Genomic DNA, 14,928 nt, shown 5'->3' on the forward strand with positions numbered 1-14,928 from the left:
ATATAGTTGCTTTCAGTTAACCAGTTACATAGCGCCGGCGCGTCCACGGGCTAGGCGAAGCAAGAAGACAGGCGGTTTTCCTAGCTTCTTGCGGGAGCCATGCCCAGAGCAAGTGGCTTATAAGAACAACACCCGCTATCAACTAACACTTACCTAAAAGCTGACTGCCATTTACCCCTTAACCGATCCCATCATTCCAGCAACAAAGTGTTTCTGCATCAGGAAGAAGACAAGAGCCGTTGGCAAGGTGGCGATAACGATGGCTGACATGATCACGCCATAGTCTGGCGAGTAGCTTGATCCCAGATTTGAAATCAACAACGGGATCGTCCGTTTTTCCGGTGACTGCAAAATGACCAACGGCCACAAGTAGTTGTTCCAGCTGTTCATAAACGAAATAATCGCTGCTGCGGCATACGTCGTTTTCATCGTTGGCATATAGATGCGGAAAAAGACGCCAAGTTCACTCAAGCCGTCAATTCTGCCCGCTTCCACCAAATCTTTCGGAAACATCTTCGTGTTCTGGCGGAAGAAAAAGATAAAGAACGCCGTTGTCGCTGTTGGCAAAATAACCGCCCCAAGCGAGTCAATTCCGATTAACGGAGCTGTGTCGCTGATGCTGCCGAACATGCGGTACAACGGAACCATGATTGCCGCAAACGGAATCATCATCGACAACAGCAAGATGTTAAAGATGATGTCTTTCCCTTTACTGCGGTGAATTTCAAAGCCGTAACCTGCGAGCGAGGCCAGCAGGAGTGTCAATACAGTGGTGATGACCGCTATAATGGTCGAGTTGATCAAAGCTGGGACGATATCGATCGTTGCGAACAAAGTTCTCATGTTTTCGATCAAGTGAGTCCCTGGCAATAAGCGGCCCTGGGTCACATCCACTGATTTATTGGTGATGCTGACGAGCATCCACAGGAACGGAAAAATGGAGACGATGGCCGCGAGACTTAAGAATACATAAATGAAGATTCTTTTTACGTTTTTCATTTTTTCTCACCCGCCACTCTGAATTGAATAATTGATAGAATTACCACTAAAATTACGATGACATAAGATACAGTTGACGCGTAACCGAAGTCAGGCGTGTATTCGAATGAAAGATTGTAAATGTATTGCGAAATCGAAATCGTCGCATTTCCGGGTCCGCCGTTGGTGATGTTGACGATCTCATCAAAGATCTGCAAGGTCCCGATTGTCGACGTAATCGATGTGAACAAAATAATCGGCTTCAGCATCGGTACGGTAATTTGGAAAAATTGCTGGATCGAGTTGGCTCCGTCAATTCGTGCTGCTTCGTAAATCGACTTGTCGACGTTTTGCAAAGCCGCTAGATAGAAAATCATGTTGTAGCCTGTCCATCTCCATGTAATCGCAAGGATGATAACCACTTTCGCCCACACCGGATCGGCCAAAAAGTTGATCGATTCAGGAATAAAACCAAAGTTGAGCAAAAACAGGTTGATGATGCCATCGATGCCGAACAAGTATTTAAAGATAACCGAGTAGGCAACGAGTGACGTTACACACGGCAAGAAAATTGCGATTCTGAAAAAACCTCTGAATTTCAACTTTGGATCATTCAACAGGACGGAAAAGAATAACGCCAATACAATCATCAATGGCACTTGAATGAGCAAGTAAATTGATGTATTGGTTAGCGCTGCGATAAACGTCGGATCGCCGAACAATCGCTGCCAGTTGGATAAGCCCGTAAATTCCAGATTTCCGCCCATTCCGGTTTGGAACGACAACAGGAAAGCTTGAACCATCGGATAAAAGTTAAAGATTGTAATGGCGATGACTGAGATAATGATAAACAGCCAACCAACTTTTTTCTTGAAATACACACCAGTTTTTTCGCGTTTGGTTTCTTTGTGGCGCAAGCGCACAGGAAGATCCATTTCGCCTTTTTTCGTTGATTGCTGACTCATGCTTGTCATTCCTCCTATTAAAAAAAACCTTGAGTTGTGCCGGACTGGTAAGTGATAAAGCACTTCTACCAGTTATTCGGCGGCAACTCAAGGCTTCATTTATTTACCATCCATTAATTGAGTTGTGCTTCAGCTTGTCCTTGAACACCTTCAAGTACTGTTGTAAGATCTGCACCGTTCAAATAATCTTGCATTCCCGTAACCAAAATGTCTTCAATTGCATACGTGTGAAGGCCATAGTTCACAGCTGGAATTTCGTCTGTCCATGTAGACAGATCCGTCAGAAGCTGCTGCCCGCCAAAGAATTCATCTTCAACTGCATACGCATCTCCTTCAGCTGCCGGTGAATACGTTCCAAGAGCACCGATTTCTTCTACAAGTGTTTGGTACAATTCAGGATTTGAACCAAATGTGTTCAGCATGAAATCTGCCGCTTGTTCTTTGCCATCTACGTTCAAGACGTACCACGAGCTGCCGCCCAAGTTAGACGAGTTGACTGCGCCTTCCATATCCAAACGCGGCATTGGCACGACTGCCCAGTTGCCGGATTGATCAGCTGCTTGCTTGACGCTTGGCGTAATCCAGTTTCCTGTTGGAACACTGGCGACATCGCCGCTGTTGAACGCACCAACGAATTGGCTCCAGTCAGAAACGATTTTCGCGATGTCCGCATCCATCATTTCTTTGTATGTTTCAAATGCTTTTTCAAGTGATTCGTTGCCAGCAAGGTTTGGTGTTGAACCATCTTCATCCACATACCATGAACCGTTTGTCTGAATCATCATGCGCACTTGAGCCAAATCGTTTGGATCCAATGTCAGCATGTTCTTGCCAGTTGCTTCTTTTACGTCTTTACCAATTTCAATGTATTCATCCCACGTGATATTTGTTACGTCTTCCACTGTGTATCCTGCTTCTTCCAAGTAATCTGTGCGCACGTACAATGCCGCTACGCCAGAATCGAAAGGCAATCCGTATTGCTCGCCTTCAAAGCTTGTTGTCGCAATTTTATAATCCGCAAAGTCGTCTGAGTTGATGACATCCGTCAACGGATGGAATGCATCCGGGTAAGCTTGCAAGAAGCTTTGTGCACGGTAATCTTCAATCAGGACAATGTTTGGCATTCCGTTTGTTGTACCAGAGCTTAGCCCTGTGTTTAATTTTTGAATGATATCGTCTTGTGCGTTTTCAATAACTTCGACTTCATACTCACCGTCTCCGTTATAAGCTTCTTTTGCATTTTCAAGAGCTGCAATGTTGAATGCTGGATCCCAAGCCCAAGCTGTAATGGTATCTACACTTGATGAACCTTCTGAACCGCCGCCTTCACTTGCTTCTTCATCCCCCGAAGAACAAGCTGCTAAAACAACCATGCCGACTACCAGCAATAGCATAAGATAAAACTTCTTCATCAAAAATCCCCCTTTTTGTAAGCGCTTAACTTTACGCCTTACATACAGTATAGCTACACAAAAAAAAAGATTGTTAGCACAATCTTTAGGTGTTTTATTCGAAAATTTTTAGATGTTTAAAATTTCCGACTATTTAGTTGCATTATTCTTGGATACTTGTAATTTTATTAGGTTTGTTCAATGGATCTACTTTTTGAATAGGCAAATCCACTTTTATTTTTGTGCCTTCGCCTCTTTGGCTTGTGATTTCTACGCCGTATTCTTCTCCATAAAGCAGCTGAATGCGTTCATGGACATTGCGGATGCCAATTCCGCTAAACAGATGGCGTTTCTCTTTAAAATCTTCTTTTGTGTGGTCGCCTTTCATTTCCATGCCATCGCCATTATCAGCGATTTCGCATAACAAATTATCCCCTTTTTGAGACACCAAGATTTGGACAAAGCCTTCTTTTTTCTCGTTAAATGCATGGAAGAAAGCATTTTCGATAAACGGCTGAAGAATCAGCTTGGGCAGCTGGCAGTCGAGGCAGTCCGGCGAAACAAAGAAATTCACTTTGATGCCATCGCCATAGCGCGATTGGTTGATGAGAACGTAGTTTTTCAAATCAGCGATTTCCTGTTCTACGGTAACGGTTTGATCGACATTGCTGAGCGCATTTTGCAGAAGCGAAATCAAGGCATGGATCATGTCGGTTGCCTTTTCTTTTTTGCCCTGCTGGATCATAAACTTGATGGACGCCAGTGTATTGTAAATAAAATGCGGGTTGATTTGATGCTGCAGCGCCATCAGTTCGGCACTGCGCTGCTTTTGCTGGGCTTGAACGACCAAGTCGACGTACGCCTGCAGTTCGCTGAGCATCGAGTTGAACGCATTGGCGATTTTTTTTGCTTCATAGCCTCCCGTTTCAGCTACCGGCTTGTTGAAATCGTGTTTGGCCATGACTGAAATTTGCTTGACCAATCGGCTGATGGAATTGGTCATCCGGCGGGAAATGAGAAACACAACAATGACGGCCAGCAGCACAATGCCAAGGCTGATCAAGAGAATTTCTTTCGTGTTGACCAAACTATCCAGCACCGCATTTTTGTCCACCAAATTCACCAAATACATATTATAAGTCGGAAGGTATTGGGACATCAGCATATAGTCCTTGCCAAACACATGGACGTCTTTGAATTCCAACTCTTCGTCGTCTACTTGTTTTGCCAGTGCCATGACGTCAATTGCTTCATTGCCAATCATGTCTTCTTTATTGCTCGAAACAATTTTTCCGGTTGAATCCACCAATAGCACTTCGTTTTCCATGCTTGTGTAGCCTTCGTAAAATTGTTTCAGCTGTGCTTCGCGGATTGGAAAGTACAACACGCCGTAGATTTCACCGGTGGACCTTTCCATGAGCGCTTTTGTTGCGACAATCATGGGTTCGTCCGTAAACGAAGTGGATGGTAAATATTGATAAAGCAAGGCATCTGGCCGATTGATGGTGTCTTGGGTAATCGGATGGTTTCGCAGCACTTCCCAAGAAACCGGCCAATTTGCATAATTGACATTGTACAGCCGCTCGTTGTTCCCAAGCACAATCATGTTGGCTTCGTACGGCTCGACTGTCGGGTAAATGCGTTCAATTTGAAGGCTGATGTCGTGATAGGACCTGAACGTTTCAATCGTGGTGGCATCGGTTTGGGTCAACACCCTTTTGATGGTGCCGTTGTTTTGGACCTGGTTTGCTGCACTGACAATCGCAAAGCTGTAGTCTTCAAATTGCGTTTCAATCTGTTCCAGCGCTTTTGTATTGGAAAGGCTGAATGTCTCCATAAACAAATTGGAAGACATTCGAATGGAACTGAACGTAATCAACAAAGACACAGCTACGATGCTGACGAACATAATCAGGAACATTTTAATAAACAGGCTGTTATTTCTTAAGATCAGAAAAATCCTTTTCTTCATTTTCATGGCGCACCTGGAGCTCCTTTCGGTAACTTCCTGGAGATGTCCCGGTTATGCGTTTAAAGACTTTGCAGAAATAGCTATGCTCCGAATAGCCCACCATTCCACTGATGTTCGAAATGGACACTGTGCTGTTTTCCAGCAGTTCCATCGATTTCTTGATTCGTACACGGTTCAAGTATTCACTGAATCCTTCTTTGTGGTGCGTGCTGAAATACGATGACAAGTAGGACGCGTTAAAGTGGAAATGGTTGGCGATTTCAGACAGCCGCAGCGGTTCTGTGTAATGCTGCTCGATATACGCCAAAATTTTATCCAAGTTATTCGACTCGCTCGCTTTGTCGCCCACCAGCATAACCGTCCGCACCTCTTCCAAAAATCCGTTAAACTGGCAAAATGCTTCTTTCGCATGAGGGGCTTCGTTGATTGCCGAGAAATATCCATACTTTTTTTCTTCGAGAATTTGGGTATCGTATTTCATGGCATCCAGCAGCACGATCACGTTAAAAACGATGTTGCCTAAAAACGACTTGAACTCAAAACTGTCGTTGTTATAGCGCCCTGCCAAATAATCGACGTGGTTTTCCAAATACGTCAGAGCCGCATTAAACAGGCGGTCTTTGAACATTTCGATAAACTGGTTCAAATCAAAATTGGCTTGTTTTTCATTTTCTTCCGGCAGCTTATCGTAAATAAACAAGCTCATGTCTGGCAAGTAAAACAAGTATTTTTTCATCTTCAACTGGCCTTCATCGTGGACCTTTTTCAACTCATCGAGCGCATCAAACGGCTCGTACATTAGCCATTTCACGTCCAGCATACTAGCTGCCTGATGTTCGATCGTCCGTTTGATTGCTTCCAGTTGATGCGGGTTGAAGTTCAGCAAAAACATGGCTTCTCCTGCACTCGCGCCTATAGAGAAAACAGGCAGTTCTTCGAGAACAGAGCGTTTTAAAACCGCTTTCAATTGCTCCGGCTCCAGGTTGTTTCCGTGGATGCTGGCCAATGCAAAATGGCTATTGGGCAACACGTCTGTTAAGGCCGACAAATCCTTCGAAAAGTCCTGGCCCAAAATTATGCTTTCCAGCAACTCTTCCGGCGAGCGTTCCGGCTTCACTGCCGATGCCGCGTGGTGCAAATCAGGAATCCGGCTGACGACCCGGTTTAAAATTTTCAGCAGTTCCGGACCGTTTAACTTGGGCTTTAATATATAATCGGCCACCCCGTTTTGGAAAGTCGACCGCACGTAATCAAAGTTTTCAAAGCTGCTCAAAACAATAAATTCAATCGTTGGAAATGCCTTTTTTCCTTCTCTGACCAGGTCGATGCCATCCATAATGGGCATGACAATGTCGGTAACCACAATATGCGGTGAAAATTCCTCAATCAGCTGCATGGCTTCTTTGCCATTTGAAGCTTCCCCAACGATTTGAAACCCTTCTTGCTCCCAATTAATGTAATTAATAATCCCTTGCCGGATCAACATCTCGTCATCCACAATCAGCACTTTGCATGCTTCCCCCATGAAATTTTCCCCCTTCAATTGCAATTCATAAGAAAATCTTGCTCCCCTTTGGCGTGGCTGTTTGTCTTTATTCGGCCATTGTCTACGTCTCTTTTGTGCCAATCTACAGATTATAATAGCATCTTTTCAACGAATTATGTCGATTATTCGGATTTGACGGATATGCCAGCAACAGAAAAAACCGCCATTCTTCTGCTGATGAAAGCAAAAGAAGGGCGGATTTTATTCCGCTTTAGCGGTCTTCTTGCATGTTGTCGTTGTTGTCTTCTTCAACAGGTGATTGTTCTGTTTGGACGACCGGCAAAGTGGCAGCCGGTCCCTGCTGCGGCGCAGAAGGTTTGTTGCGGTTGACGTAGGATTTCAGCAGTTCGCCCACATCAATGCCGGTCATTTCTTTGAGTGGCTCCTGCATGTCGACCATCGTTTTGGTAACGCTTTTGCCGAAGGACGGAATGCCCTGGCCGTTGCCGGAATCAATAATTTTCACCGAGTCGATATTGCTCAATGGCAACGCGACTTTCTCGGCGAAGACCGGCAGCATGTCGATCAGTTTTTCGGTGATGATAACATCGCCGTGTTCTTCCATGGCTTCTGCCAACAGTTTACGGGATTCGGCTTCTGCCTTCCCTCGTTCGCGGATAACTTCTGCTTCTGCAGAACCTTCGTCGCGTTTGATCTTCGCTTTTGCTTCCCCGTCGATGACGGCACGGCGAGCATCGGCTTCTGCAGAACGCGTCGTTTCGTAATAGGTCGCATCGGCTTTTGTCTTCCGCACTTTGCTTTCTTCTTCTTCGAGTTTAACGGCGCGTTCCCGCGCTGCAAATTGCATGCTTAATTCTTCTTCCTGGATTTGCATCGCCAGCTTGGCTTTTTCCAGTTCGTATGACTGCTCGGACTTGGCGCGCGCACGCTCGGTTTCTTCTTTGAAGGCGGCGTCTTTGATGTCTTTATCCTTTTTCGATTCTGCTGTCGAGATTTGGCGCAAGTATTCTTCTTCTTTCGCTTCCTGATCGGTCTGCGCACGGTGAATACGTGTTTCGCGTTCCGTGTTCGCTTCCGCGATTTCAGCCAGTTTGCGAACTTCCGCAATACGAGGACGACCCAAGTTTTCCAGGTAGCCATTGTTTTCATCGGCATCGCGCAAATCGGTCAAGCCGAGTGACGTGATTTTAAAGCCCATCAAATCAAGCTGCTTCTGCGCCACTTCCTGCACATCCGTGTTGAATTTTTCGCGATCGCTGTTGATGTCTTCCACCGTCATTTTCGACAGGATGGCACGCAAATTACTGCCCAGCACTTCGATGATTTCTGTTTCAATTTCTTCTTGTTCTTTGCCTAGAAACTGCTCGGCGTAATTAGCGATGCCGTTCAGCGTATCCGCCACTTTGACCATTGCCACGGCGTCTGCGACAATCGGCACCCCAGCGTTTGTATAAACACGCGGTGTTGCCAATTTCAGCTGGAACGAGGTCAAGCTGACAGGCGTTGACGTTTGGAAACGTCTCAGCAAGTACCCGCCGCCTCGGATGATTTTCATCGAACGGCCTTCGTCGTCGGTAAAGATGTTGGTGTCTTTTTCCGGATCCCCCAGTTTCGGTCCCGTGATAATTAATGCTTCATTGGATTTGGCGGTGCGGTAGCGGATTTTCATCCAGAAAAAATAACCAATACCCGCGATTGCGGCGACGATCAGCAACGCGATAACCACTGTAATGATGCCTAATGATTCCATACTGCTTCCACTCCTTCTGTTTTGGTAATTGCCTCCTGCCACCCAGTTCATTCCTATGTATGCGGTAGAGGCTTATAGTAAGTATACGGAAGTCTTATCTAAATGTTTCAAAAAAAGGGAATGTTTTTACAGAAAAACAAAATCTGTCGCACTTTATGGCCGGTAGCCGTAGCCAAAATCGATGATGAAATAGAAGAAAAAGACCAATGCTGCGACTGGCAGCAGGCTTATTGTGAGGAGGATTATCGCGGTTAGAGACTGTGCATTGGTAAACCATCGATAGTAAAGGTAAAACAAAATTCCTGTGAATGGCAATAGAAATAAATGCGATGCCGTGGATGCCCACTCGGAGTTTTCATCCCAATACGCTTCGGGAACCGGGATGATTCCGCTATATTTTTCTTTGATCTGATTGGTGTTGATGATGAACAGGAATGTTAAGACTCCATAATAGATAACGGAAAGGCTTTTAGCCCACCAGGTAAAATAAGAAGTTGCCATAACGATGAGGAGTATGATTCCGACAATGATGAGCAGCCACGAATAGATATCCATTGGCGTCCTCCTTTAGTTGTTCTTTTCAATCATAACTTAAGTTTATTTCTTCTTCTAAACTTTTTGAAACAATTGTATGATTTTTCCGTATACAGTAACAGGAGGTGAGTACATGAACATGATGGGTGATTTTTTCTTTATCTTTCCGATTTTAGCGATCTTGTTTAATGTAGTAATATTCGGCGTCATCGTTTACATTGTGATAATTGCTTTGAAATTGACGAAAGAACGCAATGCTTATTTAAAGACGATTGCTGAGGAATTACAGCGGAGGCCGTAAATAGCGGGAGGAGTGTGCCGTATGGGATTGATCCGTTGGCTTTTTTTCAAACGAAAGCATTTGGTGTATACCGCGTTTGGTGATGATATGTACTACAAAGCGGGTGGCAGATTCAGCGCACACGGCATCGCTTATGATGCCGTATTGAAAGTGACCGCCAATGTACACGGCACGGAAGCTTATACCGGTACTCCTCAAATGCGCAACGCCGCGCAGTATGACTTTTATGTGGCAACAGAAGATCAGCATCGTGCGCAACAGGCGCTTCGCAGCTGATTTTGAAAAGGAGGACTCGCTATGGAAATTGGCTTTTACTTGCTGCTGGCCATTCTTGGCAGCGGCTTTCTTTTGCTCGCCGGCTTCGACATCTACCGGAAATCGCAGATCAAACTGGCTGAGATTCAATTAGAGCGCGACAAACTGGCGTTGGAGAAAAAGCAATTGGAACTTCACAACAGCAATACATAGATTTTTCAAAAACGCTTCCGGCCCCTTTGTGCCTGAAGCGTTTTTTTCATTGCGCAAAGAAAGTTCACGATAGCGCAAACAACAAAGGGTATTCTGCAAATAAAAGATGAGATTGTGCAAACAACGCTACGCATACTGCAAACAAACGGCCTCTAACTGCAAATAAAGACGTGTTCTGGCAAGTGAAAAGCAAATTTCGTGACTAATCTTATACTTTTTCCTCAAAAAAACGCAAAAACAGGCAGGCCCCATTGGCCCGCCTGCTTGTTTTCATTTAATCCTTATTTCTTTGCTTTCTTCTTGTTCTCTACCACCCGAAACCTTACAATCTGGCGAATCAACTCATATGGCATCGGCTTATCCAGCGGAAACTGGACCGACCCTTTTCCTTGTTTGTAAGGAACGAGTTCTTGTTGAAAAGCGCTGATTCCGCTTGGCACGGGATAAAAGCCGATATGGTTTTTGAATGCGGCAAAATGCACCAAATTGCCATGCAAAATAAAGGTCGGCATTTGGTAGCGGATGGCCTCTTCAGCTTCCGGTGCCTCTTCCTGAACAATAAGCCGCAAGTTCTGCAAAATTTTCCGAACTTCTTCTGGAGCTTCCCTGATATAATCGTCAATCGTCTCAAACCCCATCCGTTCTCCCTCCTTCACGCTATATTTTGGATTTTGCTTACTCAGATTTTCCTGTCCGCTGCTTTTCTGCAAACAAACCTGCTTATTCCACAAATAAAGACCGGGATAGCGCAAACAAACCCGCTTATTCTGCAAACAACTCACTCAACCTGGATGCCTTGCCGCTTTTATCACTGAAATGAGGCACCCTATCAGTATCAAGATGCCGCTTCCGAGAAAAATATTGGAAAACAGCTGGAGTCCTTCGGTCGGCGAAGCCATCAAGGCGCCACTACAGACGAATAGCATTGTTGCGGGAAACAGCAGGAAAATGCTGAACGCCATTTTCTTTCCTCGAAACAGCCAAAACGCGAGCTGCAGGAATACAATCATGCCAGAAAGGAACATAATGACTGGAAACAGTGGCTCAAATTTTGCGGCGTAGACCAAATAGTCAATTGTCAGGATTTCATCAGCTGAGGAGACAGATCCGTTCAACCAGTTGGTGAAAATTGCGGAATGTGGCCATTCCCAAGATACGTCGTCGAGCTGGCTGCCTTCATACAAGCTGAAAAATGCGGCAACAGCGAAAAAAACAAAAGCCCCCAACAAAAGGATCGGTTTTCTTATCGTTTCATTTTGCATGGAATTGCTCCTTCCAAAGATTCTGTTGCTTCTACTATATCAAAATTTTTCCATAAAAAAAGAGAAACCTCTAAAGGTTTCTCTCCATTTTTATTCCAATTAAATCGGCTCTGCTTCGAACGAGTCGTCGCTGATTTCGCCGACAATTTCTTCTAAAATGTCTTCCATCGTCACAAGTCCTGATGTGACGCCGTCTTTGGTGGTGATGATCGCCATGTGCGTACGGCTTTGCTGCATTTTGGTCAATACAGTCTGGATAGGAGTTGTTTCCGGGAAGCGCGGCATCTCGTGAATGAAAGACTCCGGATCCTGGCTTCTTCCTGCTGCCATACTGGTCAGCAGTTCTTTGGTGTTAATAAATCCGATCAACCGGGATTTGTCGCCATGTTGGGCTACCGGGAAACGGGTGTATTCGTGCTTGTCCAACACTTCAAACAGCTCTGAACGTGTCAGGCGGCTGTCGACTGAGACGATTTCGGCTTGGGGAATCATAATATTCCGCACAATCCGGTCATCAAAAGCGAAGATGTTTTTCAAATAAGTTAACTCTGTCTGGTTGATTTCACCACTCTGGAAGCTTTCTGCCATGATCAGTTTTAATTCTTCTTCCGAATGGGCTTGTTCGTGGCCGGCTGGCTCTACTTTGAATAAACGCAAAAGTTGACGGGCTGAACCGTTTAATACCCAAATGAACGGGCTCATAATTTTACCGAACCAGTAAAGCGGCGGTGCAAGCAGCAAGGTCATTTTTTCGGCATATTGGATTGCCAATGTTTTAGGCGCCAATTCTCCGATGACTACGTGCAGGAATGTCACAATACTAAGGGCGATTGCATACGACAAGAACGTCGACAGTGCAGGCGAAACCTCAAACGTATCAAACAACGGGTGCAGCATACGTTCAACTGTCGGTTCTCCCAGTGCACCTAGCGCCAGGGCGGTTACGGTAATTCCCAGCTGACAGGCGGACAGGTAATAATCCAAATCATTGGCTACTTCTTTGGCACGTACCGCTTTTTTGTTGCCTTCTGAAATCAGTTGGTCGATCCGCGACATCCTTACTTTCAAGATGGCGAATTCGCCGCCTACGAAAAATGCGGTACCGATAATCAGCAACGCCACGAGTATTAAGTTAATTATTATTTGTCCATCCAATTGGTCTCCCTCAAAACGAGGGATTCACCTCCATTAAATTTAATAAGAAGAACTGCAGCAAAACGTCTCCGTTCTTGTCATCAGTTCAGCTTATTCTGTTGACTCTTTTTAGTTTTTCGAAAGTTTTTGGAACATCACTTGTTTAATTTGTTGGTTGTCCATTTCGACCACTGTCCATGAAATATTGGACTCTGTGAAAGTGGCATTGGTTTCGACTTCTCCAGGGCTCTTGAAATGAATCCAGCCTCCAATAGTATCGATGTCTTCACTTTCATCAAACGAAAAGCCAAAGCGCTCTTCAAGATCTTTCAGCAAGACGCGCCCGTTTACCAAGTATTGATCGTCGTTGACCCAGGTGATATCCGCTACTTCATCTGCATCAAATTCGTCGCGGATTTCGCCAACGATTTCTTCTAAAATATCCTCCATAGTAATCATACCGGCAGTACCGCCGTATTCATCCGCTACAAGAGCAATGTGGACACGGGCATTTTGCATGCGCAATAAAGCATCCTGCAAACCAGTTTGTTCAAAAACCGTCGGCATCTCAATTACAAAACCTTCAAGCTGCCAATCACGTCCGGCAACAATATGGGGAAGCATTTTTTTGGCGCTGACAAAGCCGAGAACGCGGTCTTTGTCGCCGTCTTCTGTTACGGGATAACGCGTGTAGTTATTTTCGTCCAAAATCTCGATGATTTCTGCCAGTGGCATATCTTTGTCGAGTGTTACGAGCTCCGTACGCGGCACCATGATGTCTTTAGCTACGCGCTCATCGAATGAAAAAACATTTTCCATATAGGAAAGTTCGGTTTCATTGATGGCGCCGCCTTCAAAGCTCTGGGCCATAACGAGTTTTAGTTCTTCTTCTGAATACGCCTGCTCGTGTCCTGCCGGCTGAACTCCGAAAAGTTTCAGCAAAAGGCGGGCCGCTCCGTTCAATGACCAAATAAATGGCTTCATGATTTTACCGAACCAATAAAGTGGCGGTGCCAACAGCAACGACATTTTTTCAGCAAATTGGATTGCCAAAGTCTTTGGCGCCATTTCACCGATGACTACGTGAAGGTAAGTCACAAGCAAGAACGCGATGGCGTATGAGGCAGTTGATGCAATAGCATCTGAAACTGAAAAATAATCAAAAATCGGGTACATCAAGCGCTCGACTGTCGGTTTTCCGAGTGCACCAAGTCCGAGTGCGGTTACTGTAATACCAAGCTGGCAGGCAGACAAGTAATAATCCAGATCGACTGCTACTTTCTTTGCAACGACTGCTTTTTTATTGCCTTCTGCAATTAATTGGTCGAGCCGCGACATACGGATCTTAACGACCGCAAACTCCGAGCCAACGAAAAATGCCGTCAAGGCAATCAATACTACTAATAACACTAAATTTAATAAGGTAACTATATCCACGTGTCTTCCCTAATAAAAGGGATTCACCTCCAAAGTTGATTACAGCAAAGCGATCAAGGCGGTAATTGCTGCCAATTGATGCTCAAGTGCTTTACTGACGTGCGTCTTCACCGTACTTGGTGCATCTTTTAATTGCTCTTCCAAACACGTGATTTTTCGTTGCAGGCATTCGAATTCTTCGTGAACTTCCTCTACCAGCTGCTCCGTTTTTGGATTTTCAGGTGTGTCGAGAATTTCTTTAATTTCCATAATCGACAAGCGCTGTTTTTTTAATAGCTGGATGCGCTCGAGCGTCTGCAAAGCAGAAGCCGGATACAACCGGTAATTGGAATCAGAACGTTCACTGTGCAGCAATCCGGAGAGCGTGTAATAATCGATGGTTCTCGTTGATACTCCGCTCATTTTTGCAATTTCACCAATCTTCATTAAGTCCTTCCCAATGCAGACGCCTCCTTTTTTGATTCTTTTCAACTGCCCAAACGATTGTGGCGGCTGAAATCCGATTCGATCCATTGCCGATAAGCAATTTCTCTTTGTAATAAGAAATAATAGCACATTCCAGCGAAAAGTATACAGTTCAACGTGCTGCTTTTGATGGAAATATTTTCTTGGTTAAAAAAGCGACATTATTTCGTCAATTCTGTATAAAAAATAGGATTTCTTCATAAAATAAGTCTTTGCCATACGAGTTTTGCAGTTATTGAGACTGACTGCCGGGCAATCGGGTATATGCTTAGTACAGTAGTTTTTGCTGGATGGTTCAAATTTGAAAAGGAGATGATATTTTGGAATATCAACTAACCTTACGCCTGGCCAATGAAAAAGAAGGGTACGCTTGGCTGTTTGAAAGCCCAGAGGACACGATGCCCTTGTTTGATGACGTCGTCGAAACGTTCCAGCACTATGAAGCGGACGACATGGAACGCTTTATCCTCGAAAAAAAGAAAGAGATCGACGAAACAGGTTCCAGCCACACTGCGCAAATCGATGTAACAAAAGTCGACCAGCATGCGATCATCCGCTCCGCTTCCTACAAGGAAATGTGGTACGACGGCAAGTATTTTGATGACATTTTGGAGGTATTGACCGATAAACTGGGGCCGCCTGAAAATGAACAGTTTGAAGAGTGAGTTCTCTTTCAGAGCTTGCTTTTTTGTGTTGGATGGTTGAAACCCGGTATGGATCGTGAACACCCGGGTTGGCTGGGCGAACACCCGGGTATACCGAGA

General features: G+C 44.9%; 16 protein-coding genes. 4 read left to right on the forward strand and 12 right to left on the reverse strand.

The features are described from left to right. Nucleotides 1–171: 171 nt before the first annotated feature. The 7 genes from AC4EHK_RS13040 to AC4EHK_RS13070 all read right to left on the reverse strand — a co-directional run bounded on the left by AC4EHK_RS13040 (nt 172) and on the right by AC4EHK_RS13070 (nt 9,118). Nucleotides 172–999, reverse strand: a complete 828-nt coding sequence (locus AC4EHK_RS13040; RefSeq protein ID WP_490979218.1) for a carbohydrate ABC transporter permease — start codon at nt 997–999, stop codon at nt 172–174. Further along, complete coding sequence (locus tag AC4EHK_RS13045) at nt 996–1,943, reverse strand: carbohydrate ABC transporter permease (protein ID WP_490979219.1); 948 nt, start codon at nt 1,941–1,943, stop codon at nt 996–998. Before AC4EHK_RS13045 ends, AC4EHK_RS13040 begins: the two co-directional genes overlap by 4 nt. A gap of 113 nt (nt 1,944–2,056) precedes the next feature. Next, nucleotides 2,057–3,355 carry an ABC transporter substrate-binding protein gene (locus AC4EHK_RS13050; RefSeq protein ID WP_490979220.1) on the reverse strand — a complete coding sequence of 433 codons (1,299 nt, stop codon included), beginning with the start codon at nt 3,353–3,355 and terminating at the stop codon, nt 2,057–2,059. A 142-nt stretch (nt 3,356–3,497) separates the two neighbouring features. Beyond that, on the reverse strand, nt 3,498–5,306 hold the full coding sequence (locus tag AC4EHK_RS13055; protein ID WP_490979221.1) for a sensor histidine kinase: 1,809 nt from the start codon (nt 5,304–5,306) through the stop codon (nt 3,498–3,500). Continuing rightward, a complete protein-coding gene (locus AC4EHK_RS13060) occupies nt 5,272–6,831 on the reverse strand; it encodes a response regulator (RefSeq protein ID WP_490979222.1) in 1,560 nt (519 codons plus the stop codon). Before AC4EHK_RS13060 ends, AC4EHK_RS13055 begins: the two co-directional genes overlap by 35 nt. 232 nt (nt 6,832–7,063) lie before the next feature. Further along, nucleotides 7,064–8,563, reverse strand: coding sequence for a flotillin family protein (locus tag AC4EHK_RS13065; protein WP_490979223.1), 1,500 nt, complete (start codon nt 8,561–8,563; stop codon nt 7,064–7,066). A gap of 153 nt (nt 8,564–8,716) precedes the next feature. Beyond that, nucleotides 8,717–9,118 carry a hypothetical protein gene (locus tag AC4EHK_RS13070; RefSeq protein ID WP_490979224.1) on the reverse strand — a complete coding sequence of 134 codons (402 nt, stop codon included), beginning with the start codon at nt 9,116–9,118 and terminating at the stop codon, nt 8,717–8,719. A 112-nt stretch (nt 9,119–9,230) separates the two neighbouring features. On the opposite strand from AC4EHK_RS13070, the gene AC4EHK_RS13075 reads away from it, so the two are divergent. The 3 genes from AC4EHK_RS13075 to AC4EHK_RS13085 are packed head-to-tail and all read left to right on the forward strand — an operon-like array spanning nt 9,231 to nt 9,866. Beyond that, nucleotides 9,231–9,398: a hypothetical protein gene (locus AC4EHK_RS13075; protein WP_490979225.1), complete on the forward strand. Its 168-nt coding sequence runs from the start codon at nt 9,231–9,233 to the stop codon at nt 9,396–9,398. Nucleotides 9,399–9,419: 21 nt separating this feature from the next. After that, a complete protein-coding gene (locus tag AC4EHK_RS13080; protein ID WP_490979226.1) occupies nt 9,420–9,674 on the forward strand; it encodes a hypothetical protein in 255 nt (84 codons plus the stop codon). A 21-nt stretch (nt 9,675–9,695) separates the two neighbouring features. Beyond that, the gene (locus AC4EHK_RS13085) at nt 9,696–9,866 is read left to right on the forward strand and encodes a hypothetical protein (protein WP_490979227.1); all 171 of its coding nucleotides are present in this window, start codon (nt 9,696–9,698) and stop codon (nt 9,864–9,866) included. Between the two features lie 281 nt (nt 9,867–10,147). On the opposite strand, the gene AC4EHK_RS13090 is transcribed toward AC4EHK_RS13085, so the two are convergent. From AC4EHK_RS13090 to AC4EHK_RS13110, 5 genes are all read right to left on the reverse strand, one after another. Then, nucleotides 10,148–10,504 (reverse strand): iron chaperone, encoded by a 357-nt coding sequence (locus AC4EHK_RS13090; protein ID WP_490979228.1) that lies wholly within the window; start codon nt 10,502–10,504, stop codon nt 10,148–10,150. 144 nt (nt 10,505–10,648) lie between these two features. Further along, on the reverse strand, nt 10,649–11,128 hold the full coding sequence (locus tag AC4EHK_RS13095; RefSeq protein ID WP_490979229.1) for a DUF4306 domain-containing protein: 480 nt from the start codon (nt 11,126–11,128) through the stop codon (nt 10,649–10,651). A gap of 99 nt (nt 11,129–11,227) precedes the next feature. After that, nucleotides 11,228–12,283, reverse strand: a complete 1,056-nt coding sequence (locus AC4EHK_RS13100; RefSeq protein WP_490979230.1) for a hemolysin family protein — start codon at nt 12,281–12,283, stop codon at nt 11,228–11,230. Nucleotides 12,284–12,391: 108 nt separating this feature from the next. After that, the gene (locus tag AC4EHK_RS13105) at nt 12,392–13,699 is read right to left on the reverse strand and encodes a hemolysin family protein (RefSeq protein ID WP_490979231.1); all 1,308 of its coding nucleotides are present in this window, start codon (nt 13,697–13,699) and stop codon (nt 12,392–12,394) included. Between the two features lie 39 nt (nt 13,700–13,738). Further along, a complete protein-coding gene (locus tag AC4EHK_RS13110) occupies nt 13,739–14,125 on the reverse strand; it encodes a MerR family transcriptional regulator (RefSeq protein WP_490979232.1) in 387 nt (128 codons plus the stop codon). A gap of 359 nt (nt 14,126–14,484) precedes the next feature. Between AC4EHK_RS13110 and AC4EHK_RS13115 the strand changes: the two genes are divergently transcribed. Then, nucleotides 14,485–14,829 carry a hypothetical protein gene (locus AC4EHK_RS13115; protein WP_490979233.1) on the forward strand — a complete coding sequence of 115 codons (345 nt, stop codon included), beginning with the start codon at nt 14,485–14,487 and terminating at the stop codon, nt 14,827–14,829. Nucleotides 14,830–14,928 lie beyond the last annotated feature (99 nt).

The organism is Planococcus sp. TJ-307, assembly GCF_058268435.1.

Bases quoted from the DNA above. Each gene is read 5' to 3' on its own strand.
- AC4EHK_RS13040 (WP_490979218.1), bottom strand. From the start codon at position 999: ATGAAAAACGTAAAAAGAATCTTCATTTATGTATTCTTAAGTCTCGCG.
- AC4EHK_RS13045 (WP_490979219.1), bottom strand. From the start codon at position 1,943: ATGAGTCAGCAATCAACGAAAAAAGGCGAAATGGATCTTCCTGTGCGC.
- AC4EHK_RS13050 (WP_490979220.1), bottom strand. From the start codon at position 3,355: ATGAAGAAGTTTTATCTTATGCTATTGCTGGTAGTCGGCATGGTTGTT.
- AC4EHK_RS13055 (WP_490979221.1), bottom strand. From the start codon at position 5,306: ATGAAGAAAAGGATTTTTCTGATCTTAAGAAATAACAGCCTGTTTATT.
- AC4EHK_RS13060 (WP_490979222.1), bottom strand. From the start codon at position 6,831: ATGGGGGAAGCATGCAAAGTGCTGATTGTGGATGACGAGATGTTGATC.
- AC4EHK_RS13065 (WP_490979223.1), bottom strand. From the start codon at position 8,563: ATGGAATCATTAGGCATCATTACAGTGGTTATCGCGTTGCTGATCGTC.
- AC4EHK_RS13070 (WP_490979224.1), bottom strand. From the start codon at position 9,118: ATGGATATCTATTCGTGGCTGCTCATCATTGTCGGAATCATACTCCTC.
- AC4EHK_RS13075 (WP_490979225.1), top strand. From the start codon at position 9,231: ATGAACATGATGGGTGATTTTTTCTTTATCTTTCCGATTTTAGCGATC.
- AC4EHK_RS13080 (WP_490979226.1), top strand. From the start codon at position 9,420: ATGGGATTGATCCGTTGGCTTTTTTTCAAACGAAAGCATTTGGTGTAT.
- AC4EHK_RS13085 (WP_490979227.1), top strand. From the start codon at position 9,696: ATGGAAATTGGCTTTTACTTGCTGCTGGCCATTCTTGGCAGCGGCTTT.
- AC4EHK_RS13090 (WP_490979228.1), bottom strand. From the start codon at position 10,504: ATGGGGTTTGAGACGATTGACGATTATATCAGGGAAGCTCCAGAAGAA.
- AC4EHK_RS13095 (WP_490979229.1), bottom strand. From the start codon at position 11,128: ATGCAAAATGAAACGATAAGAAAACCGATCCTTTTGTTGGGGGCTTTT.
- AC4EHK_RS13110 (WP_490979232.1), bottom strand. From the start codon at position 14,125: ATGAAGATTGGTGAAATTGCAAAAATGAGCGGAGTATCAACGAGAACC.